We start from the raw sequence: 19,775 nt of genomic DNA, 5'->3' as shown, positions 1-19,775 counted from the left end.
TGACGCGACGAGATGAGTACGAAAGGCCGGCCGTCGCGCCGGCCTTTTTCGTTGACGGGAGGTGCTTTGATGCGACGTCCGGCTCAGGCCGGCTTGACGAAGAAATACACCGTCAGGCCGCAGCCGACGGCGATGATGAAGCGGCGCACATGGGCCGGCGGGATGATCTGGCTGAGCCGCGCGCCGACGAAGCCGCCGACCATGGCAGCGCCCATCATCGTCAGCGTCTCCAGCCAATGCACGCGGCCCGAGAACGCAAAGATGGCGGAGGCCGTCATATTCATGAGCGCGGCGAGCAGCACCTTCATGCCGTTCATGGCGCGGATGTCGCGCAGGCCATAGAACACCAGCGCGGCCAGCATCAGGATGCCGATGCCGCCGCCGAAATAGCCGCCATAGATCGCGATCACGAACTGCACCGCCTGGATGGTCCGCGGCCCGAACCAGCGCGCGCCATCCTTTGGCGTAAAGCGCATGCCGAATGCGAACACCATCGTGGCGAACAGCAACAGCCAGGGCACCAGCCGGCTGAAGGCGGCCGACGGTGTGACCAGGAGCAGCGCGGCGCCGAGCGTGCCGCCGAGCAGGCTGATGATCGACAGCCGCACGAGGTCGTGACGCCACGGCGCCTTTGCGTCGTTCAAGATCTCACGGGAGGCCCAGGCGCTGACGAACTGGCCGGGGCACAGCGCGACGGTGCTGGAGGCGTTGGCGTCGATGGCCGGGATGCCGGCCGCAAGCAGCGTCGGGAAGGTCAGGAACGCGCCGCCGCCGGCCAGCGCATTGACGATACCCGAGCCGAAGGCGGCGAGGGCGAGCAGGGCCAGCATCGTCCAGTCCGTCATCGCTGTCGCTACTCGCCCTTCAGCCGCTGGCCGTCCTGGACGCGGACGCGCTCGGCGCCGCGGGCGCCGGCCGGCGACAGCCTGAGCATGCTCAGGAATGCGCCGACCAGCGCGAAACCGACGCCGGTCAAGAGCGACAGCCGCGTGCCGTCGGTCGTGTCGATCGCCAGGAACATCGCGACGAGGGCTGCGCCCGTGGTCTGGCCGAGCAGCCGCGCCGTCCCGAGCATGCCGCTGGCGCCGCCCGCGCGCTCGCGCGGGGCGGCCGCGATCATCGTGCGGTTGTTGGGCGTCTGAAACAGCCCGAAGCCGCAGCCCGCCAGCGCCATGCGCCAGACGACGTCCCATGCCGACGGCTCGCGCGGCAGCAGGCCGAGCGCACCGAGCCCGCAGGCGAAGATCACCAATCCGATCCCACCAAGCAGGCCGGCCGGCACGCGCTCGACCAGCCGGCCCGCCAGTGGCGCGGTCAGGCCGACCGCGATCGGCCACGGCGTGATCAGGAGACCCATCTGCACCGGCGAATAGCCGAAATGGCTTTCGAGATAGAAGGGGATGGCGACGAAGGCGAGCATCTGGCCGCAGAACGACGAGATCGAGGTCGCAATCGACAGCGCGAACACCGGGATGCGCAAGAGGTCGAGCGGCAGCAGCGGCGAGGCCATGTGGGTCTGGCGCCAGACCAGCCACACGCCGGCCGTGATGGCGACGACGAACTCGATCGCGCAGGTCACCAGCGCCTCGCCATGGCCGAGGCTGTCCACGGCGGCGATCAGGAAGCCGAAGGCGACCGCGCTCAGCGCCGCGCTCTGCCAGTCGAACATGTGCGGGGCGCGCGGCGTATGCGGCAGGAAGCGGAAGCCGAAGACGAAGGTGACGATGCCGAGCGGCACGTTGATCGCGAACAGCCACGGCCAGCTGCCGACGGCGAGAATGCCGGCGGCGATGGTCGGACCGACCGCGGCGGACACTGCGACCACCATCGCATTGATGCCGATGCCGCGGCCGAGCAGAGCGTGCGGGTAGGTGAAACGTACCAGCGCCGAGTTGACGCTGAGGATGCCGGCGGCGCCAAAGCCCTGCAGGATGCGCGCGAGCGTCAGCAGCAGCAGGCTGTCGGCGAGCGCGCAGAACGCGGAGGCCGCCGTGAACAGCACGAGGCCGGTGAGATAGACCCGCCGATAGCCGATGATCTCGCCAAGCGAGGCCAGCGGCAGCAGCGAGATCGTGACCGCGAGCTGGTAGCCGTTGACGATCCAGATGGAGAACGCCGGGCTGGCGTTCAGGTCGCGGGCGATCGTCGGCAGCGCCACATTGGCGATGGCGCCGTCGACCACGGCCAGCACGATGCCGAGCGCGATCGTCACGATCGCCCAGGTGCGCTGCGGCAGCGGCAGTCCGTCGGCGTGCAGACCTGGGGTCGTCGGCGTCATCATGCGGGCTCCGGCCGCTGCCGGGCCGCGGACAATGGACGGGAACGGGCAACACGGCGGTACATATCCCGTTCCACGCCGGCGGAGCGCGCCGACGCGTCACCGCCGTTTGGGGCGGACCTGAATCGCCTTGAGATAGTTGGCCGCGGCTTCCGCCTCGGGCCGGTCGAACTGGAAGCTCGGCATGTCCTTGTGAATGGTCGACAGGCCGGCCTGCAGCCGCTGGGCGAAATCCTCGTCGTAGAGCTTGCTGTCACCGAAGGTCCTGAACGGGGGCGCGTCGGGGTGCGGGCTGGCGCCCGTGAGACCTACGGCATGGCATCGGCTGCAAAGGCTTTGCAAGAGCGCTTTTCCACGCTTCTGCTCGCTGTCCAGCGCATGGCTTGGGCCTGTGAGCAGGCACGTCAAAGCCAACCCAAGCCCTGCTCGCATGATCATGTCACGTTCACCCGACTTATCCGGCCTACCAGCGGCCGGTGGCCTTTCCATAGGCGTAAAGCCCGATCAGGCCAATGCTCACGATCGTCGAGCCGATCAGGATGATCAGATCCCAACGGGGAGGATCGTCATCATCCCGGTTCAACGTCAGCAGGGTAAACAGAGCCTTCAAGGCAAAACGGCGCATCGCAGATCCGGCCCGGCCGACCAGCGCATGCGGCCAGCGCGTTGCAAGGGAGTTTCGAGGGGAGTTTAGCGCTTCAACGTGCTGCGCCGCCACTCGCGTGGCGACAGGCCGAACTGCTCGCGGAACACGCGGCCGAAATGCGAGAGGTCATTGAAGCCCCAGGAAAAGGCGATCTCGCTGATCTGACGATGAGCCAGCATCGGCGAGCCGAGATCGCGCCGGCACTGCGTGAGCCGCTCGGCCAGCACGAAGCGCTGGAACGACGTCTCCTCGTCCGAGAACAGATCGTTGACGTAGCGCGCCGAGAGCCCGAGCTCGCGTGCGATCTCCGGCAGTGAGAGGTCGGCGTCGGACAGCCGGGTGCGGACGTGCGCCTTGATCCGATAGAGCAGCGCTGCGCGGTGGCTCGAGGCGGGCAGGGGCTGGGTGCACAGCCGCTCGGCCAGGGTCATGGCGAGCAGGTCGGCGGCCTGGTCCGCCAGCCGTTCGGCATGCTCGGGGCCGATGCGCTCGGCGCGCTCGCAGAGCCTGACGATGAAGTCGTGGGCGAGTGGCTGGAGCGGGCTGTCGGAGCCGAAGCTGATCGCCGTTACGGTCTCGGTCGGACCGATCCGGCGCTGCAGCATCTCGCGCGGGAGCTTGAACACGATCTGCTTGAACGCGGCGTCGAACTGCAGCTCGTACGGGCGGGTCGTGTCGTAGATCGCGAACTCCCCGGGCCTGATCACGGTGTCGCGGCCATCCTGGACGACGCCGCCGATCCCCTCGCGCCCGAGCGCGATGAGGATGAAGTCGGCATCCGCCCGGGAGATCCGCTGCGAGGTCCGGTGCACGCGCTGCCGGTCCGAGGCGACCTCGGAGCACACGGCCCGTCCCAACGCGGTGTGGGTCACCGAGCCGCGAAACGCGCTGCCGAGATCGGAGGTGCAATCGAGCCCGACATAGACGTCGCAGACGATGTCCTGCCACAGCGCCAGCCGGCGGTGGCCCGGGCTTCCGTCGGTGGTGAACAGGATCGGCATCGCTCCGTCTCCTCCTGCACCTGTGCCTGCGGCAATGCAGCAAATTCCGGGCCGGCTCGATCTTCGTCGCAGCCGCAGTCGAATGTTCGTTCCCTGGGAGACGAGCGCGAAAGCCGGCTGGCGTCAATAGTTGGCCGGGTCGCGGCGCCACCCGCCGCGCACGGGCATCAGGGAGCAGCAGCGATGGGACTGGCACATCCGAAATACAAGGTGGCGGTGGTGCAGGCGGCGCCGGCCTGGCTCGACCTGGACGGCTCGATCAAGAAGACCATCGCCCTGATCGAGGAGGCGGCCGACAAGGGCGCCAAGCTGATCGCGTTTCCGGAGGTCTTCATCCCCGGCTATCCCTGGCACATCTGGATGGACTCGCCGGCCTGGTGCATCGGGCGCGGCTTCGTGCAGCGCTATTTCGACAATTCGCTGGCCTATGACAGCCCGCAGGCCGAGTCGTTGCGCGCCGCGGTGCGCAAGGCCAGGCTGACGGCCGTGCTCGGCCTCTCCGAACGCGACGGCGGCAGCCTCTACATCGCGCAATGGCTGATCGGCCCGGATGGCGAGACCATCGCCAGGCGCCGCAAGCTGCGGCCGACCCATGCCGAGCGCACCGTCTACGGTGAGGGCGACGGCAGTGACCTTGCGGTGCATGATCGTCCCGACATCGGCCGGATCGGCGCGCTGTGCTGCTGGGAGCATCTGCAGCCGCTGTCGAAATACGCGATGTACGCGCAGAACGAGCAGGTGCATGTCGCGGCCTGGCCGAGCTTCTCGCTGTACGATCCGTTCGCGCCGGCGCTCGGCGCCGAGGTCAACAATGCGGCCTCGCGCGTCTATGCGGTCGAAGGCTCGTGCTTCGTGCTGGCGCCATGCGCCACCGTCTCGCAGGCGATGATCGACGAGCTGTGTGACCGGCCCGACAAGCACGCGCTGCTGCATGTCGGCGGCGGCTACGCCGCGATCTTTGGTCCGGATGGCTCTTCGCTCGCCGAGAAGTTGCCGCCGGAGCAGGAAGTCCTGCTGATCGCAGAGATCGATTTGGGCATGATCGGCATCGCCAAGAATGCCGCCGATCCGGCGGGACACTATTCGCGCCCCGACGTCACGCGGCTGCTGCTCAACAAGAAGCCGCTCAACCGGGTCGAACAGTTCGCGCTGCCGGTCGATGCGGTCGCTCCCGGCGAGGCGCCATCGGCGGCTGGCTGACAGTCCCGCACCGTGACCATAGAGTCGGAGTGGCTCGACCGGCACTCGACGTGCTCCTATACCATCCGCTGGAAATTTGATGGGCTGCGCCGATACCCGGGCGGCTGCCTTCACCCTTGAAATTTTCTGGCACAACCGCATCGGTGATTGCCCGGACGACTTGCGTTCGCTCTCTAATTGCTTCACGATTTCGTGGGCAAGGGGGGAATCATGTTCGTAGAGTGGCGCAATATTGGTCTTTTGGGTGCTTTGCTTCTGGGGGCCTGTGCTTCTAGTTCGGCCGACATCACCCCGAGCTATGTCTCTCCAATGATCTATCAGTCCTACACCTGCCAGCAGCTTGCTATGGAGGCCCAGAGTGTCTCTTCCCGCGCTGCCGTGCTTTCGGGGGCCCAAGACAAGCAGCGGACAAATGACACGATTGCGACCACCGCTGCCGTCGTGATCTTCTGGCCAGCAGCATTTCTGGTCGGAGGAGATAAACAGACTGCTGCAGAGCTGGGCAACATGAAGGGGCAGATGGTTGCCATCGAGCAGGCATCGATAGCTAAGAAGTGCAATATCCAGTTTCAAAGGCCCGAGCCGAAGGCTGAAGAAAAATAGGCTGTTCGATTCCGATGATGTCGAGCTAACTCAATAGTATCTAGCCCGATGTCTCACGAACCTGCCGGGCGATCGCCTTTTGCGCATCGAACTCGGCGCGCCGCCGCGCCAGCTCCTCCGGCGCGAGCATGGCGGGGTTGCTGTAGTCGCGCTTCCAGCCGTGATCCTCGCTCCACTGCAAAGGTGATTGCACGGTCGTGCGTGCGGCTGGTGAACTCTCGAGGACACGTAAAGCCAATTCGAGCGTGAAGGCCTGCGAGGCCGCGTCGTGCGGCTTGCCGGCGGAATTGCCGAGCGGAAAATCCGAGAACAGGAAGCGCGGCGCGGCGGCGTGCTCGACGATGTCCTTGGCGCAGCCCATGACGACGGTCGCGACGCCGTTCGCTTCGAGATGCCGTGCCACCAGGCTCACGGTCTGGTGGCAGACCGGACAGTTCGGCACCAGCACGACGGCGTCGATCGCGTCGGCGCGGCAGCGCGCGAGAATCTCCGGCGCATCGGTCTCGATCGTCACGCGGTGGCTGCGATTGGTCGGCGCGCCGAAGAAGCGCGGTCCGACCGCGCCGATGCGACCTTCACCTGCCAGCCTTAGGAGCTGTGGTAGCGGAAACCAGGTGCCGGCATCCTCGGCCGAGGTGTGCACGCGATCATAGGCGATGTGGGAAATGCGCAGGTCGTGCTGCGCCGACGTGTCGCCGTCATAGACGGAGTAGAACTTGGCGCCGCCATTGTAGGGCGCGCCGGGACCTTGATCGCCTTTGGCGGGATCGAAAGGCGCGGCCGTGGTGACGATGGTGACGCGCGACTGCGCGAGCGGCTTGCGCAGCGGCTGAAACGGCGCCGACGTGTAGTGGGCCCAGCGATAGGGCGTGTCATAGCCGATCGCCAGATAGTAGTCGCGCGTGCGCGCCATATAGGACAATGGCGCATCGCTGTCGGGCGCGAAGCCGAGTCTGTCGTCGGTCGGTGCGGTCATCCGTCGCGCTCCCTGCAGGACTTGGGGATTGCTAGCCGGCTCGTTCGCTGTGTCAAGGCGCCGCGCGGTGGAACCCCGCATGGTCTTCGGCTTTGTCTGTCGGCAGAATTCCAACCATTGCACCGCGCCCACGATGCTTTCCATGGTTTCCGTTGCTCGCATTGCCTGTCTCGGCCTTGCCTTGATGCTGACCATGCCCTTGTCCGGCGTGGCGGCGGAGCAGGCCTCCGACCGCGACGTTGCCGTGCCGGCTGATCCGAAGGATGGCGCGCGGCAGGATTCGCCGCAGGAGGCTGCGAAGCCGGCAGACGCTGCAGCAGAGGGCCCGGAGAACAAGACCGACGAGTCCAAGGAGAGCGGCACGCGCGAGGCGATCTGCCTGATGATCGAATCCGCAGCCAAGGCGAATGGTCTGCCGCTCGAATTCTTCGCCCGCGTGATCTGGCAGGAGAGCCGCTTTCAGAGCGACGCAGTCGGGCCGGTCACGCGCAACGGCCAGCGCGCGCAGGGAATCGCCCAGTTCATGCCGGGCACGGCGAACGAGCGCCAATTGCTCGATCCGTTCGATCCGGTTCAGGCGCTGCCGAAGTCGGCGCAGTTCCTGGCCGAGCTGCGCGATCAGTTCGGCAATCTCGGGCTCGCGGCGGCGGCCTACAATGCGGGGCCGCGCCGGGTGCAGGACTGGCTCGCCGGCAAGGGGCAGATGCCGTGGGAGACCCGCAACTACGTCTCGGCCATCACCGGTTCGTCGATCGACGATTGGGCCGCGGCGGGGAAGGGCGGCAAGATGCCGCCGAGCCCGCCGCCGACCTCGTGTCATCAACTGATGGCGCTGCTGAAGCGTGCGCCGAACCCGTTCGTCCGCGAGCTTGAGCAGCATGTCGCGCTGGCGGCTGCGAAACCGTGGGGCGTGCAACTGGCTGCCGGCTTCGATCGCAATCGTGCGCTGTCGATGTACGCCCGCGCCATCAAGGGGCTCGGCACCATCATCGGTGACCGCGACCCCAGCCTGCTGTCGTCGGTGATGCGCTCGCGCGGCAACCGGGCGTTCTACCAGGTGCGGATCGGTGCCGAGAGCCGGCCCGAGGCGGACGGCCTCTGCAACCGCATCCGCCGCGCCGGAGGCGCCTGCTTCGTGCTGCGCAACCGGGTCTGACGCGGGACGGATTGCGCGCCGCGCAGAGCCGCGCGCGCGTGACGGCGGTTGACGCGAGCGGCTTTCGAAAGCCTTATCTTGGTTCGTTCCGCTGGGCCGCCCGTGACACTTCCTCCGCTCGATTCGCCGCAATGGCATGGTTCACTGCGCGCCTTCGGCTGGGGGCTGCGCGCGACGTCGGCGACCATCCTGTCGCTGGTGCTGTTCGTCACCTTCATCGGCATCGGCGCGCTCGCGCACGACACCCATTTCAGCATGCTCTGGGCGATCCTCTCTACCGCGCTGGTATGGGCCGGTCCGGCGCAGATCATCCTGGTCTCCACGCTCGGCTCCGGCCAGACCATTCTGCAATCGGCGATCGCGGTGACGATGAGCGCGATCCGGCTGTTTCCGATGGTGGTGGCGGTGCTGCCGCTGATCCGCTCGCCCCAGACCAAGCGGCGGCACCTGGTGCTGATCGCGCATTTCACTGCCGTGACGCTGTGGGTCGAATGCTATCGCTTCCTGCCGCATGTGCCGCGCGAGCGCCGCATCGCCTTTGTGCATGGGCTCGGCACCGGCCTGATGGGGATTGCGCTGATCGCGACCGTCATCGGCTATCTTCTCGCCGCCAATCTGTCGCAGACCTTCGGCGCCGCGGTGCTCTTGCTGACGCCGCTGGCGTTCCTGTTCTCGACCCTGCGCAACGCCAGGGAGCTTGCCGATGTGCTCGCGCTCGGCCTTGGCCTGGTGCTGTATCCCCTGGCCGCCCAGCTCAACAGCGGCGTCGACATCCTGGTCAGCGGCGTCGTCGCCGGAACGCTCGCGTTCGGCGCGCACAAATGGCGCGAGCGGCGGGGGCTGGCATGAGCGACTTCATCGGCGATTGGCATGCGCTCGTGGTGCTGCTGGTCGCGGGCGTGATCCCCAACCAGATCTGGCGCCTGCTCGGACTGTGGTTCGGCAGCGGGCTCGACGAGGGCTCGGACCTGCTGATGTGGGTCAAGGCGGTCGCGACCGCCATCTTGGCGGGGGTCATCGCCCAGATCCTGGTGCAGCCGCCGGGCGCGCTCGCCAGCGTGCCGTGGGGCCTGCGCTACGGTGCCGTCGTTGCCGGACTTGCGGCCTTCATGGCGACCCGTCGCTCGATCTTCGCCGGCGTCGTCTGCGGCGAGGCCGTGATGCTGGCCGGCAAATGGTGGCTCGGCTGAGATGCGTGATCTTGCGCGGCCGCAATTGCGGTGAGCCGGGGTTCGGATAGATTGCCGGGAAGACCTGAGGACTCCGCAATGACCGCTGATACCGATCTCCGCCCGGGCGAAGTCGCCATCGACGCGCCGCAGCCGCGCGACGCCACGCTGTATTTCATCGGCCGTATCCGCACGCCCTGGACCTCGCGTCTGGAGACGCCGCGGCAGGGCAGCTTCGAGGGGCCGGTGTGCCGGCTCGAGATCTTCGAGCCCTGGGTGCCGGCGCTGCAGGGCATCGATCGTTTCAGCCATCTCCAGGTGCTGTACTGGCTCAACCGGGCGCGCCGTGATCTCGTAAAGCAGAGCCCGCGCCATCATGATGGCGAGACCCGGGGCACCTTCGCGCTGCGCTCGCCGGTGCGTCCCAATCCGATCGGCGTGTCGACGGTCCGCTTCGTCGCGCTGGAGGGCAGCACCGTTCTGGTGCGCGGTCTCGACTGCCTCGACGAGACGCCGCTGATCGATCTGAAACCGGATCACTGCGTGTTCACGCCGGCGGCGGCTGGCAAGGATGACAAATAGGACCGACAGATCCGGATGTCGAAGGTGAACAAGCGGCCGCAGAAGACGGTGACGGCTCTGGATGCGATCACGGCGGACCTCGTCGCCGTGCTGGTGGCGGTGACCGACGGGCAGCCCAGGATCATGACGATCGAGCACGCCGCGGCGCTGCCGAGCGGACCGTTTCAGTTCGGGCACCGCTCGCTGCAGACCGGCCTGCGCGCCTGGGTCGAGGCCCAGACCGGCCATCCCCTGGGCTATGTCGAGCAGCTCTACACCTTCGCCGACCGTGGCCGTACCGGCGATCCCGACGCGCCGCACCGGATCTCCATCAGCTATCTCGGCCTGACCCGTGAGGAGGAGGGGCGCGAGGGCGCGGATGCGCAATGGTCATCCTGGTACGACTACTTCCCGTGGGAGGATCATCGCGACGGGCCGCCGGCGATCCTGGCCAAGATCATCGCGCCGAAGCTGAAAGCCTGGGCCCGATCCGCCGACGAGCCGACGCTGCAGAAGACCAGGTGGCGGCGCGCCGCCATCACCTTCGGCCTCGATGGCCGCGAGTGGAACGAGGAACTGACGCTGCAGCGCTACGAGCTGCTGTATGAGGCGGGGCTGATCCCCGAGAGCGTGCGCGAAAAGGGAGGCGATCCGATCGTGCCGGGCCGCGCCATGACGGGTGATCACCGCCGCATTCTCGCCACCGGCATCGCGCGGCTGCGCGCCAAGATCAAATACCGGCCGGTCGTGTTCGAGTTGATGCCGGAAGAATTTACACTCCTGCAACTGCAACGCAGCGTCGAGGCCTTGGCAGGCCGGCTCGTCCACAAGCAGAACTTCCGCCGCCTCATCGAGCAGCAGGAACTCGTTGAAGAGACAGGCGCAATCGCTGCCGACACGATCGGTCGGCCGGCCAAGCTGTTTCGCTTCCGGCAGGGCGTTCTGGCCGAGCGGGCGGTGGTCGGAACCAAGCTGCCGCTCTCGCGGTCTTGATCGCCCGCTCTTGACAAGGCTTATGCTCAGGATAAGTATAAGGCATCTTATGCTCATGGAGAGTATAAATGGCCGATCTTGTCCTGCCCGCCGTCGCGCCGAATGCATCGCTTGCTGAGCGCCTGAGGCGGGTGATCCCGCCGCCGGAATGGGCTGTCTTCGAGGACGATGTCGAAGCCATCCTGGCGCTGAAGCGCCGGCGCAATGCCGTGGTGCTGGCGCACAACTATCAGACGCCCGAGATCTATCACGGCGTCGCCGACATCGTCGGCGACAGCCTGCTGCTGGCGCGCGAAGCGACCAAGGTCGATGCCGAGGTGATCGTGCTCGCCGGCGTCCACTTCATGGCCGAGACCGCCAAGCTGCTCAATCCCGACAAGACGGTGCTGATCCCCGACGTGGAGGCGGGCTGCTCATTGGCGGAGTCGATCACCGCCGCCGACGTCCGGCTGATGCGCGCGCGCCACCCGGGCGTGCCCGTGGTCGCCTATGTCAACACGTCGGTGGCGGTGAAGGCCGAGTCCGACGTCTGCTGCACGTCCGGCAACGCGCGCGCGGTCGTCGAGTCGCTCGGTGTCGATCACGTCATCATGCTGCCGGATGAATATCTCGCGCGCAACGTCGCCGCACAGACCAAGGTCAGGATCACGGCCTGGAAAGGGCATTGCGAGGTCCATGAGCGCTTCAGCGCCGATGACGTCCGCACGCTACGCGACAACCATCCCGGGGTCACCGTGCTCGCGCATCCGGAGTGTCCGCCGGAGGTGGTGGCGGAGGCCGACTTCGCCGGCTCCACTGCGGCGATGTCGGACTTCGTCGGAGCAAGACGGCCGGTCCGGGTGGTGCTGCTCACGGAATGCTCGATGAGCGACAATGTCGCCGTGCTCCATCCCGACATCGAGTTCATCCGCCCCTGCAATCTGTGCCCGCACATGAAGCGGATCACGTTGAAGAACATCCGCCATGCGCTCGAGACCAATACGCACGAGGTCACGATCGATCCCGCGATGGCCGAGCGCGCGCGGCGCGCCGTGGAAAGGATGCTGGCATCATGAGCATCGATGTTTCGAAGTTGGCTGGCCGTCCCGTGATCATCGGCGGCGGAGCCGCAGGTCTGATGACGGCGCTTCAGCTCGCGCCCGAGCCCGTCGTGCTGCTGTCGAAGTCGCCGCTCGGCGCGGAGGCATCGAGCATGTGGGCGCAAGGCGGACTGGCCGCGGCGGTTGGCGATGACGATGATCCGTCGCTGCATCTGAAGGACACGCTCGCTGCCGGAGCGGGATTGTGCGACGAGTCCGCCGCGCGCCGTATCATCGATGCTGCGCCGGCCGCGGTCGAGCGCCTCGCCCAGCTCGGCGTCGCGTTCGACCGGCATGCGGACGGACGCTGGCGTCTGGGCCTGGAGGCCGCGCACAGCCGCAAGCGGATCGTGCATGCGACCGGCGACGGCACGGGACGCGAGATCATGCGCGCACTGATCGCGGTGGTCAGGCGATGTCCCTCGGTGACGCTTCTGGAGGGCGTCGAGGCGCGCCGGCTGATTGTCGACGACAACGCGATCCAGGGCGTGGTTGCGGTGCGCGGCGATGCGGCTCTGATCCTCGCCACGACACGCGTCGTGATCGCAACCGGCGGCATCGGCGGGCTGTTCCTCGACAGCACCAATCCCACCGGCTGCTTCGGCCAGGGGCTCGCGCTGGCGGCGCGGGCCGGGTCCGTGCTGTCCGATCTCGAATTCGTGCAGTTTCACCCCACCGCGTTTGACGGGCCCTCGCGGCCGCTGCCGCTTCTCACCGAGGCGATCCGCGGCGACGGTGCGGTGCTGATCGACGAGACCGGCACGCGCTTCGTGGCCGACGAGCCGGGGGCCGAGCTGGCGCCCCGCGACGTGGTGGCGCGCGCGGTGTGGCGGCGCCGCGCGCAGGGACACCGTGTGTTGCTCGATGCGCGCGACAAGCCGGGCAAGGATTTCGCCGCGCGCTATCCCGTGATCAGCGCCTTCTGCCGCATGGCGGGCATCGATCCCGCGCGCGATCCGATCCCCGTGCGGCCGGCCGTGCACTATCATATGGGCGGCGTCGCTGTTGACGCGATGGGACGCAGCACGGTCGAGGGCTTGTGGGCCTGTGGCGAGGCCAGCCGCACCGGCCTGCACGGCGCCAACCGGCTCGCCAGCAACTCGCTGATGGAAGCGATCGTCTGCGCGCAATGGGTGGCAGAAAGCGTGGCCGGCGCGCCGCAGCGTGTGGGCAAGCCGTGCGCGGTGGCGGTCATTCCGCCGGCGTCCGATCCGTCGGCCGTACGGCCGCTGCTGTCGCATGCGCTCGGCGTGATGCGCGAGCGCCGCACGATCGCGGCGGCCGTCAGCAGCCTGCTTCCGCTGGCGGAGCAGGCAGGGCCCGCGGCTGATCCTGCGCTGGTCGGCCTGATGCTCGCGGTCGCGGCGCATGCCCGTGAGGAGAGCCGCGGCGCGCATTTCCGCAGCGATCGTCCGGACACGCGGACCGTCGCGCAGCCGTCCAGCTTCACTCTGCCCGAGGCGATTGCGGTTGCGCGCGACATCGTCGAGGCCGAGCAGACGCCGTTGAGGAGTGCAGTGCCATGAGTCTCAATCCTCTCTCGCCCTTGCTCTACGAGCCGCTGGTGCGCATGGCGCTGCTTGAGGATCTCGGCCGGGCCGGCGACATCACCACCGATGCCATCGTGCCGGCCGAGCAGCGCGCATCGCTGAAGCTGCGGGCGCGCCAGCACGGCGTGATCGCGGGCCTCGATGTGGCGCGCTGCGCCTTCCAGACCGTCTCGCCGGACGTGCGCCTGGAGGTCGTGCGGCCTGATGGCAGCGCCGCGGCGCCGGGAGACACGATCGCAACCATCAGCGGCCCGGCGCGGGCGCTGCTGACCGGCGAGCGCGTGGCGCTCAACTTCCTCTGCCGCTTGAGCGGGGTCGCCAGCGCGACGGCGTCGCTGGTCGCGGCGGTGAAAGGGACCAAGGCGCAGATCGTCTGTACCCGGAAGACCACGCCGGGCCTGCGCGCGCTGGAGAAATATGCGGTGCGCGCCGGAGGCGGCGGCAATCACCGGTTCGGGCTCGATGACGCCGTCCTGATCAAGGACAACCACATTGCCATCGCCGGCGGCATCAAGGCCGCCATCACGCGCGCGAAGGCTCATGCCGGCCATCTCGTCAAGATCGAGGTCGAGGTCGACACCTTGGCGCAGCTGGAGCAGGCGCTGACGCTCGGCGTCGACGCGGTGCTGCTCGACAACATGACGCCGGCGGAGCTCGAAACCGCGGTGGGCATGATCGGCGGCAAGGCCATCGCCGAAGCCTCGGGCCGGATCACCGTGGAGACCGCGCCCGCGATCGCCGCGGCCGGCGTCGACCTGATCTCCGTCGGCTGGATCACGCATTCGTCGGCCGCGCTGGACATCGGGCTCGACGAGGCCTGATCAGCCCTTCAGCGCCGCAATCAGCTTCGCCGCGTTCTCCTCCAGCACCTTCGGATCTTCCTTGCGGCTCGCGGGCGGCAGCAGGGAATCGCCATTGTGGCGCGGCATGATGTGGACGTGCAGGTGGAACACCATCTGCCCGCCGGCATGCTCATTGAACTGCTGCACGGTGATGCCGTCGGCGGCGAACGCGGTCTTGGCCGCGCGCGCGATGGTCCGCACGGCACGGCCGACATGGAGGTAGTCCTCCTCGGTGATATCAAGGATGTTGCGGGCCGGCACCTTCGGGATCACCAGCGTATGCCCGGGGACGCGCGGCATGATGTCGAGGAACGCCAGCACGTGGTCGTTCTCGTAGACCTTGGTGCAGGGGAATTCGCCGCGCAGGATCTTTGCGAACGGATTGTTGGGATCGTAGGCGGTCATGGGCAGTCCCTTAAGCGGTTCTTCTTGGTGCGCCTTACTCTCACCGGCAGGTGTCGCCGGTCAAGACGGCTCGTCCATGCCTTTCCGGAACGGTCCGGATTCGGCGAGCTCGCGGCCGGCCTGCTCGACATAGGCGCGCTCGCGCTTGAGATAGTCGTCGATGGCGCGGCGCAGGCCGCGGTCGGCGATGTAGTGGGCGGAGTAGGTAGTCTGCGGCAGGTAGCCGCGCGCGATCTTGTGCTCGCCCTGGGCGCCGGCCTCGACCACGGCAAGCTTGTGCTGGATCGCAAAGTCGATCGCCTGGTAGTAGCAGACCTCGAAATGCAGGAATGGATGGTGCTCGATCGCACCCCAGTTGCGGCCGAACAGCGTGTCCGAGCCGATGAAATTGATGGCCCCGGCGATCCAGCGGCCGTCGCGCCTGGCCATCACCAGCAGCACGTCCTCAGCCATGGTCTCGCCGATCTGCGCGAAGAACTTGCGGGTCAGATACGGCCGGCCCCACTTCCGCGAGCCGGTCTCCATGTAGAACGCGAAGAACGCGTCCCAGGCGTCCTCGGTGATGTCCTTGCCGGTCAGCCAGTGGATGGTGATGCCGGCGGCCAATGCGTCGCGCCGCTCGCGCTTGATCGCCTTGCGGTGGCGCGAATTCATCGTCGCCAGGAAATCGTCGAAGCTGGAAAAACCCTGATTGTGCCAGTGGAACTGCTGGTCGGTGCGCTGCAGGAAGCCTTGCGTGGCGAGCAGCTGCCACTCGGACTCCCGGGCGAAGGTGACATGGACCGAGGACGCCTCGCTGATCCCGCACAGCGCCTTGAGCCCCTGCGCAAGCGCATTGCCGATCAATTCCTGGTCCTGGTCGGCGCGGATCAAGAGCCGCGGCCCGGTCGCCGGCGTGAACGGGACCGACACCTGCAGCTTCGGATAATAGCGGCCGCCGGCGCGCTCATAGGCGTCGGCCCAGCCGCGGTCGAAGACGTATTCGCCCTGCGAATGGGACTTCAGATAGCACGGCACGACGCCGAGGATCTCGTCGCCGATCTTCGCCACCAGATGGCGCGGCGCCCAGCCGGTACGCAGGGTGGCCGAGCCAGAGGCTTCGAGCGCCGAGAAAAACGCATGTGAGATGAACGGATTGTAGCCGCGGCCGCAGGCGGGAGATGAGCCGGGACCAACGCGACCGCCGGGATTGGCGCAGGCATCCCATGCGGCCGCCGGGATCTCGCTGATCCCGGGAACGGCTTCGAGCGTGATCTCAGGCGATGCCATCGAGTCCTTGTCAAACCGGCCGGCACGGGACGCCCCGGCCGGGACGTTCCAGATGCCACGCCCTGAAGATCGTGCATCGCAGCAGCGAGTTCAAGGCCGGCGTCACGTCTCCGGCGTAAACCCCTCGAAGATCATCTGATCCGCGTAGCGGGCCGCAGCGGCGCGCTGCTCGGGGGTGCGGACGGTCCAGGTCAGCAGCGGGCAGCCGAACACATTGCGCGCGATCCAGGGGGCCGGCGCAGGCAGCTGGTCGACCCAATAGGCGACGAAATGCGGCTGGCTGCTGAAGCCGTGCTTCAGATGCAGCATGCTGTCGCGCTGCGCCTGGGTCAGCTTGGCCCAATAGCCGTCCTCGTAGCTGCGCTGCGCGACGATGCCGCGCGTCAGCTTCGGCATGGTCTCGCGCAAGGCACGGACCTGGTCCGGATCGAACGACATCCCGACCACCGGGCCGGAGTAGGACGCCAGCACCTCGGCCATGCGCCGGACCAGCCGGCGATCGCCCTGGAACGTGCTCTTGACCTCGACGACCAGCGGCACGCGTCCGGCGATCAGGTTGCAGAGGTCGCCGAGCGTCATCATCTGCTCGTCGGTCTGCTTGAACTTGATCGCTTTCAGCTCTGCCGCGGTCTTCTCGATCAGCGGGCCGGTGCCCTCGGTGAGGCGTCCGAGATCATAGTCGTGATGCACCATGGCCTCGCCATCGGCCGACAGCTGGATGTCGCATTCGATGGCGAAGTTGCCGGCCACGGCGCCGCGTGCGGCGGCCGGCATGTTCTCGATGATGCCGCTGACAGCATCGTGAAGGCCGCGATGGGCGACGGGGCGGGCCGTCAGCCAGTCAGGTGCGCGCATTCGCCCCGTCCATTGTCTTCAATTTCGAACTCACTCAACCTCGAACACGCCTTCGACTTCCACCGCCGCATCGGACGGCAGGGCCGAGACGCCGACGGTGGTGCGGGCGTGGCGGCCCTTGTCGCCGAAGGCGGCGACCATCAGGTCGGAGGCGCCGTTGAGCACCTTCGGTCCGTCGAGGAAATCCGGCGCCGAATTGACGAAGCCGCCGAGCCGGACCACGCGCACGACCTTGTCGAGATCGCCGACCGCCGCCTTCACCTGCGCCAGCAGGTTGACGCCGCAGCCCTTCGCGGCCGCATAGCCGTCCTCGATCGACACGCCGCCGCCAAGCTTGCCGGAAGCGATCATCTTGCCGTCGCCGCCGAGGCAGACTTGGCCCGACACGAACAGCAGATTGCCAGTGCGCACGAACGGGACGTAATTGGCCACCGGTGCCTTTGGTGCCGGCAGTGTGATGCCCTGTGCCGCCAGGTTCTGTTCGACCGTACCCGCCATCTCAAATCCCCGTTCTGTCGCCTGAAAGCCGGTCCCGTGCCGGACCGCGGCCCTGTTTGGCGCAGTTGCCAGTGACATGCAAGCTGCCAGCACCGACGCGATTCCGGCGCTTTAAGCGCACGTTTCCGTGAGACAGCCGCAGTTGCGACGCAATGCAGCGGTCTCTAATGTGACGGTTTAGCGATACGTCCTCCGAGGAAAACTCATGGCTCATTCGTTTCGACTGTCGATGGGAGCGCTCGCCGTCGCGGCGATCACGTTCGGTCCGGCGCAGGCCGGGGCGGCGGTGCCGTTCCTGCCGCATCAGGCGCTCTACGACCTGAGCCTGGTCAAGTCGCGCGGTTCGAGCCCGGTCAATAGCGCGCGCGGCCGCATCCTCTACAATTTCTCCGGCAACGCCTGCGACGGCTACACTTCGGAATTCCGCCAGGTCTCGGAGCTCGATCTCGGGGAGGGCAAGGTGACCCTGAGCGACCTGCGGTCCACCGCATGGGAGGACGGCGCCGGGAAGAGCTACCGCTTCAAGATCGACTCGCGCATGAACGAGCAGGCCTCCAGCCCGGTCGACGGGATCGCCGAGCGCACCGGCGATCACATCACCGTCAAGCTCAAGCAGCCCGAGGCGAAGACCTTCACGCTCGACGGCTCGACCGTTTTTCCGACCGAGCAGATTCATCGCATCATCGCCGCCGCGCGCGAGGGCAAGTCGCTGCTCGAGCTGACGGTCTATGACGGCTCGGACAATGGCGAGAAGGTCTACAACACGCTGACCGTGATCGGTGCGCCCGTGCCGGCCGACAAGGCCGCCGCCAAGCCCGACGCCTCGACCGACAATGACGAGATGAAGAAGATGACGCGGTGGCCGGTGACGGTCAGCTATTATGACCGCGACGCCAAGCGGGCCGAGGGCGAGCAGACGCCGGTCTACGCGATGTCGTTCGAGCTCTACGAGAACGGCGTCTCGCGCGCGCTCGTGCTCGACTACAATGATTTCGTCATCGCCGGCGCGCTCGGCAAGTTCGACGTCAAGGACGTGAAGGACGGCAAGCCCTGCAGCAATTGACCGGGGCGTCATTCGGTCTGCTCCGGGCCGTCATAGGCGATGCCGCGGATCACCGCGGCCTGGCCGAACTTCTTGCGTAGCGCATCGATCGCGCGCTCGGCCGAGGCCGAGCGGCGGTCGAGCATGTCGGTGTCGGAGGCCTCCGAGCCCGGGCGCAACGCGCTGACGCCTGTGCCCATCAGCCGGAACGCCGTGCCGTCGGTCTCGCGCGCCAGCATCTCCTTGCAGATTGCGAAGATCTTGCCGGCGAGCTGCGTCGGCGCCGCGATCGATTGCGAGCGCGTTCGTTGGCGGAAGTCCGCGGTCTTGAGCTTCAGCGTGATGGTCGAGCCGGCGAGCTGGCTCGCCTTCAGCCGCGCCGACACCTTCTCCGACAGCCGCCACAGCGTCTTTTCCAGCCTCGCGTAGTCGCGGATGTCGGTGTCGAAGGTGGTTTCGCTGGAGATCGTCTTGGCGCCGCGATCGGCCACCACCTTGCGGTCGTCGATGCCGCGCGCCAGCCGCCACAGCCTGCGGCCGTCACCGCCGAACTGCTTCATCAGCTCGATCTCGTCGGCGCGCTGCAGGTCGGCGATGGTGCGGAAGCCCTGGTTCGCCAGCCGCTGCTGGGTGGCAGGACCGACGCCGAAGATGAAGCCGACCGGCTTGTCGGCCAGCATCGTCACTGCCTCGTCCTGGTCGAGCGCGGCGAAGCCGCGCGGCTTGTCGAGATCGGAGGCGATCTTGGCCAGGAACTTGTTGCAGGACAGCCCGACCGAGACCGTGATGCCGATGTCGCGCTCCACGTCGCGGGCGAACCGCGCCAGCACTTTCGCCGGGATCATGCCGTGGACGCGCTCGGTCCCGGAGAGATCCAGGAACGCCTCGTCGATCGACAGCGGCTCGACCAGCGGCGTCAGCGCCTGCATGGCCTGCCGGACCTCACGTCCGACGCGGACATATTTCGCCATGTCCGGGGGAATCACGGCCGCCGCGGGACACAGCTCCAGCGCCTTGAACATCGGCATCGCCGAGCGGACGCCGTAGGTGCGGGCGATGTAGCAGGCCGCCGACACCACGCCGCGCTTGCCGCCCCCGATGATCACGGGCCGATCGGCGACCTCTGGATTGTCGCGCTTCTCGACGGTTGCATAGAACGCGTCACAGTCGATATGGGCCAGCGTCAGCGCGGGCAGGGCGCGATGGCGGACGAGGCGCGGCGAGCCGCAGGCGGAACAGCGGCGCGCACCATCGTCGAGGTCCGTCAGGCAGTCGCGGCAGAAGCAGGTCGGCCCGCTGACCGCGCGCGACCCGCTCGCTGGCGCTGCTTCGGTCACGGCACGTCGCGCTCCCACTGCCGGTCGCCCAATACCTGCCGTGCGGCCATGATATTGGTGGGATGTAACTTGGAGTGGGCGGCAAAAGCCTTTACCGTCTCGTCATCGCGCAGCACGAAATCGAGCACGCTGACCAGGAAATTGGGGTCGGCGGCCGAGGATCGCAGCGTCTCCGGCCCGATCCCGGTCTCGGCCAGGAAACGGCCCAGCCGCTCCGGTTCGCCGGCCAGGAAGCCGAGGGCCTGAACTGCAACGATTTCAGCGACTTCGCGCGGATTTCGAACGGGCTTTTTCAACGGCGGATTTGCCTTTCCG

Annotated in this window: 23 protein-coding genes; 11 read left to right on the top strand and 12 right to left on the bottom strand. The window is 67.3% G+C overall.

The genetic code is table 11. The features are described 5' to 3' along the window. Nucleotides 1–83: 83 nt before the first annotated feature. From ACQR1X_RS18985 to ACQR1X_RS18965, 5 genes are all read right to left on the bottom strand, one after another. Nucleotides 84–845, bottom strand: a complete 762-nt coding sequence (locus ACQR1X_RS18985) for a sulfite exporter TauE/SafE family protein (protein ID WP_316218264.1) — start codon at nucleotides 843–845, stop codon at nucleotides 84–86. Between the two features lie 8 nt (nucleotides 846–853). Next, nucleotides 854–2,278 carry an MFS transporter gene (locus ACQR1X_RS18980; RefSeq protein ID WP_316181822.1) on the bottom strand — a complete coding sequence of 475 codons (1,425 nt, stop codon included), beginning with the start codon at nucleotides 2,276–2,278 and terminating at the stop codon, nucleotides 854–856. 99 nt (nucleotides 2,279–2,377) lie between these two features. Further along, nucleotides 2,378–2,716 carry a c-type cytochrome gene (locus ACQR1X_RS18975; RefSeq protein WP_315804133.1) on the bottom strand — a complete coding sequence of 113 codons (339 nt, stop codon included), beginning with the start codon at nucleotides 2,714–2,716 and terminating at the stop codon, nucleotides 2,378–2,380. A 25-nt stretch (nucleotides 2,717–2,741) separates the two neighbouring features. Then, nucleotides 2,742–2,903 (bottom strand): hypothetical protein, encoded by a 162-nt coding sequence (locus tag ACQR1X_RS18970; RefSeq protein ID WP_315804132.1) that lies wholly within the window; start codon nucleotides 2,901–2,903, stop codon nucleotides 2,742–2,744. Between the two features lie 65 nt (nucleotides 2,904–2,968). Next, complete coding sequence (locus tag ACQR1X_RS18965) at nucleotides 2,969–3,925, bottom strand: helix-turn-helix domain-containing protein (protein ID WP_316218265.1); 957 nt, start codon at nucleotides 3,923–3,925, stop codon at nucleotides 2,969–2,971. 183 nt (nucleotides 3,926–4,108) lie between these two features. Here ACQR1X_RS18965 and ACQR1X_RS18960 point away from each other — a divergent pair, with 183 nt between their 5' ends. Together ACQR1X_RS18960 and ACQR1X_RS18955 are read left to right on the top strand one after the other, a co-directional pair. Further along, nucleotides 4,109–5,125, top strand: a complete 1,017-nt coding sequence (locus ACQR1X_RS18960) for a carbon-nitrogen hydrolase family protein (protein ID WP_434899369.1) — start codon at nucleotides 4,109–4,111, stop codon at nucleotides 5,123–5,125. Nucleotides 5,126–5,335: 210 nt separating this feature from the next. Then, nucleotides 5,336–5,728 carry a hypothetical protein gene (locus ACQR1X_RS18955; RefSeq protein WP_434899368.1) on the top strand — a complete coding sequence of 131 codons (393 nt, stop codon included), beginning with the start codon at nucleotides 5,336–5,338 and terminating at the stop codon, nucleotides 5,726–5,728. A 40-nt stretch (nucleotides 5,729–5,768) separates the two neighbouring features. On the opposite strand, the gene ACQR1X_RS18950 is transcribed toward ACQR1X_RS18955, so the two are convergent. Beyond that, entirely contained in the window at nucleotides 5,769–6,704 is a 936-nt protein-coding gene (locus ACQR1X_RS18950) for a glycine reductase (RefSeq protein ID WP_434899367.1), read from the bottom strand. A gap of 142 nt (nucleotides 6,705–6,846) precedes the next feature. On the opposite strand from ACQR1X_RS18950, the gene ACQR1X_RS18945 reads away from it, so the two are divergent. From ACQR1X_RS18945 to nadC, 8 genes are all read left to right on the top strand, one after another. After that, entirely contained in the window at nucleotides 6,847–7,860 is a 1,014-nt protein-coding gene (locus ACQR1X_RS18945) for a transglycosylase SLT domain-containing protein (protein WP_434899366.1), read from the top strand. Nucleotides 7,861–7,962: 102 nt separating this feature from the next. Next, nucleotides 7,963–8,709, top strand: a complete 747-nt coding sequence (locus ACQR1X_RS18940; protein ID WP_434899365.1) for an AzlC family ABC transporter permease — start codon at nucleotides 7,963–7,965, stop codon at nucleotides 8,707–8,709. Beyond that, nucleotides 8,706–9,050 (top strand): AzlD domain-containing protein, encoded by a 345-nt coding sequence (locus ACQR1X_RS18935; protein WP_434899364.1) that lies wholly within the window; start codon nucleotides 8,706–8,708, stop codon nucleotides 9,048–9,050. The genes ACQR1X_RS18940 and ACQR1X_RS18935 overlap by 4 nt, the downstream gene beginning before the upstream one ends. Nucleotides 9,051–9,128: 78 nt before the next feature. Further along, a complete protein-coding gene (tsaA, locus tag ACQR1X_RS18930) occupies nucleotides 9,129–9,611 on the top strand; it encodes a tRNA (N6-threonylcarbamoyladenosine(37)-N6)-methyltransferase TrmO (protein WP_434899363.1) in 483 nt (160 codons plus the stop codon). Nucleotides 9,612–9,626: 15 nt separating this feature from the next. After that, nucleotides 9,627–10,583 (top strand): NUDIX hydrolase, encoded by a 957-nt coding sequence (locus ACQR1X_RS18925; RefSeq protein WP_315804123.1) that lies wholly within the window; start codon nucleotides 9,627–9,629, stop codon nucleotides 10,581–10,583. Between the two features lie 68 nt (nucleotides 10,584–10,651). Continuing rightward, on the top strand, nucleotides 10,652–11,638 hold the full coding sequence (nadA, locus tag ACQR1X_RS18920) for a quinolinate synthase NadA (protein ID WP_316181838.1): 987 nt from the start codon (nucleotides 10,652–10,654) through the stop codon (nucleotides 11,636–11,638). Next, entirely contained in the window at nucleotides 11,635–13,188 is a 1,554-nt protein-coding gene (locus ACQR1X_RS18915; protein ID WP_434899362.1) for an L-aspartate oxidase, read from the top strand. The genes nadA and ACQR1X_RS18915 overlap by 4 nt, the downstream gene beginning before the upstream one ends. Continuing rightward, nucleotides 13,185–14,033, top strand: coding sequence for a carboxylating nicotinate-nucleotide diphosphorylase (gene nadC, locus ACQR1X_RS18910; RefSeq protein WP_315804120.1), 849 nt, complete (start codon nucleotides 13,185–13,187; stop codon nucleotides 14,031–14,033). The genes ACQR1X_RS18915 and nadC overlap by 4 nt, the downstream gene beginning before the upstream one ends. On the opposite strand, the gene ACQR1X_RS18905 is transcribed toward nadC, so the two are convergent. From ACQR1X_RS18905 to ACQR1X_RS18890, 4 genes are all read right to left on the bottom strand, one after another. Beyond that, nucleotides 14,034–14,459 carry an HIT family protein gene (locus ACQR1X_RS18905; protein WP_315804119.1) on the bottom strand — a complete coding sequence of 142 codons (426 nt, stop codon included), beginning with the start codon at nucleotides 14,457–14,459 and terminating at the stop codon, nucleotides 14,034–14,036. Nucleotides 14,460–14,519: 60 nt separating this feature from the next. Further along, nucleotides 14,520–15,728: a GNAT family N-acetyltransferase gene (locus ACQR1X_RS18900; protein WP_434899361.1), complete on the bottom strand. Its 1,209-nt coding sequence runs from the start codon at nucleotides 15,726–15,728 to the stop codon at nucleotides 14,520–14,522. A gap of 102 nt (nucleotides 15,729–15,830) precedes the next feature. Then, nucleotides 15,831–16,583, bottom strand: coding sequence for a glycerophosphodiester phosphodiesterase (locus tag ACQR1X_RS18895; RefSeq protein ID WP_316237479.1), 753 nt, complete (start codon nucleotides 16,581–16,583; stop codon nucleotides 15,831–15,833). Nucleotides 16,584–16,613: 30 nt separating this feature from the next. Continuing rightward, nucleotides 16,614–17,081, bottom strand: a complete 468-nt coding sequence (locus ACQR1X_RS18890) for a RidA family protein (protein WP_315804116.1) — start codon at nucleotides 17,079–17,081, stop codon at nucleotides 16,614–16,616. Between the two features lie 205 nt (nucleotides 17,082–17,286). On the opposite strand from ACQR1X_RS18890, the gene ACQR1X_RS18885 reads away from it, so the two are divergent. Further along, a complete protein-coding gene (locus tag ACQR1X_RS18885; protein WP_315804115.1) occupies nucleotides 17,287–18,144 on the top strand; it encodes a cell envelope integrity EipB family protein in 858 nt (285 codons plus the stop codon). Between the two features lie 8 nt (nucleotides 18,145–18,152). On the opposite strand, the gene ACQR1X_RS18880 is transcribed toward ACQR1X_RS18885, so the two are convergent. Together ACQR1X_RS18880 and ACQR1X_RS18875 are read right to left on the bottom strand one after the other, a co-directional pair. Further along, a complete protein-coding gene (locus ACQR1X_RS18880) occupies nucleotides 18,153–19,460 on the bottom strand; it encodes a DNA polymerase IV (RefSeq protein WP_434899360.1) in 1,308 nt (435 codons plus the stop codon). Beyond that, entirely contained in the window at nucleotides 19,457–19,756 is a 300-nt protein-coding gene (locus ACQR1X_RS18875) for a DUF3572 domain-containing protein (protein WP_315718395.1), read from the bottom strand. The genes ACQR1X_RS18880 and ACQR1X_RS18875 overlap by 4 nt, the downstream gene beginning before the upstream one ends. Between the last annotated feature and the right edge of the window lie 19 nt (nucleotides 19,757–19,775).

The organism is Bradyrhizobium sp. HKCCYLRH3073 (genome assembly GCF_051167995.1).
In the GTDB taxonomy this organism is placed as follows: domain Bacteria; phylum Pseudomonadota; class Alphaproteobacteria; order Rhizobiales; family Xanthobacteraceae; genus Bradyrhizobium.
The sequence above is the reverse complement of the archived record's forward strand: the minus strand, read 5'-3'. Positions and strand labels throughout refer to the sequence as shown.

Bases quoted from the DNA above. Each gene is read 5' to 3' on its own strand.
- ACQR1X_RS18985 (WP_316218264.1), bottom strand. From the start codon at position 845: ATGACGGACTGGACGATGCTGGCCCTGCTCGCCCTCGCCGCCTTCGGC.
- ACQR1X_RS18980 (WP_316181822.1), bottom strand. From the start codon at position 2,278: ATGACGCCGACGACCCCAGGTCTGCACGCCGACGGACTGCCGCTGCCG.
- ACQR1X_RS18975 (WP_315804133.1), bottom strand. From the start codon at position 2,716: ATGATCATGCGAGCAGGGCTTGGGTTGGCTTTGACGTGCCTGCTCACA.
- ACQR1X_RS18970 (WP_315804132.1), bottom strand. From the start codon at position 2,903: ATGCGCCGTTTTGCCTTGAAGGCTCTGTTTACCCTGCTGACGTTGAAC.
- ACQR1X_RS18965 (WP_316218265.1), bottom strand. From the start codon at position 3,925: ATGCCGATCCTGTTCACCACCGACGGAAGCCCGGGCCACCGCCGGCTG.
- ACQR1X_RS18960 (WP_434899369.1), top strand. From the start codon at position 4,109: ATGGGACTGGCACATCCGAAATACAAGGTGGCGGTGGTGCAGGCGGCG.
- ACQR1X_RS18955 (WP_434899368.1), top strand. From the start codon at position 5,336: ATGTTCGTAGAGTGGCGCAATATTGGTCTTTTGGGTGCTTTGCTTCTG.
- ACQR1X_RS18950 (WP_434899367.1), bottom strand. From the start codon at position 6,704: ATGACCGCACCGACCGACGACAGACTCGGCTTCGCGCCCGACAGCGAT.
- ACQR1X_RS18945 (WP_434899366.1), top strand. From the start codon at position 6,847: ATGGTTTCCGTTGCTCGCATTGCCTGTCTCGGCCTTGCCTTGATGCTG.
- ACQR1X_RS18935 (WP_434899364.1), top strand. From the start codon at position 8,706: ATGAGCGACTTCATCGGCGATTGGCATGCGCTCGTGGTGCTGCTGGTC.
- tsaA (WP_434899363.1), top strand. From the start codon at position 9,129: ATGACCGCTGATACCGATCTCCGCCCGGGCGAAGTCGCCATCGACGCG.
- ACQR1X_RS18925 (WP_315804123.1), top strand. From the start codon at position 9,627: ATGTCGAAGGTGAACAAGCGGCCGCAGAAGACGGTGACGGCTCTGGAT.
- nadA (WP_316181838.1), top strand. From the start codon at position 10,652: ATGGCCGATCTTGTCCTGCCCGCCGTCGCGCCGAATGCATCGCTTGCT.
- ACQR1X_RS18915 (WP_434899362.1), top strand. From the start codon at position 11,635: ATGAGCATCGATGTTTCGAAGTTGGCTGGCCGTCCCGTGATCATCGGC.
- nadC (WP_315804120.1), top strand. From the start codon at position 13,185: ATGAGTCTCAATCCTCTCTCGCCCTTGCTCTACGAGCCGCTGGTGCGC.
- ACQR1X_RS18905 (WP_315804119.1), bottom strand. From the start codon at position 14,459: ATGACCGCCTACGATCCCAACAATCCGTTCGCAAAGATCCTGCGCGGC.
- ACQR1X_RS18900 (WP_434899361.1), bottom strand. From the start codon at position 15,728: ATGGCATCGCCTGAGATCACGCTCGAAGCCGTTCCCGGGATCAGCGAG.
- ACQR1X_RS18895 (WP_316237479.1), bottom strand. From the start codon at position 16,583: ATGCGCGCACCTGACTGGCTGACGGCCCGCCCCGTCGCCCATCGCGGC.
- ACQR1X_RS18890 (WP_315804116.1), bottom strand. From the start codon at position 17,081: ATGGCGGGTACGGTCGAACAGAACCTGGCGGCACAGGGCATCACACTG.
- ACQR1X_RS18885 (WP_315804115.1), top strand. From the start codon at position 17,287: ATGGCTCATTCGTTTCGACTGTCGATGGGAGCGCTCGCCGTCGCGGCG.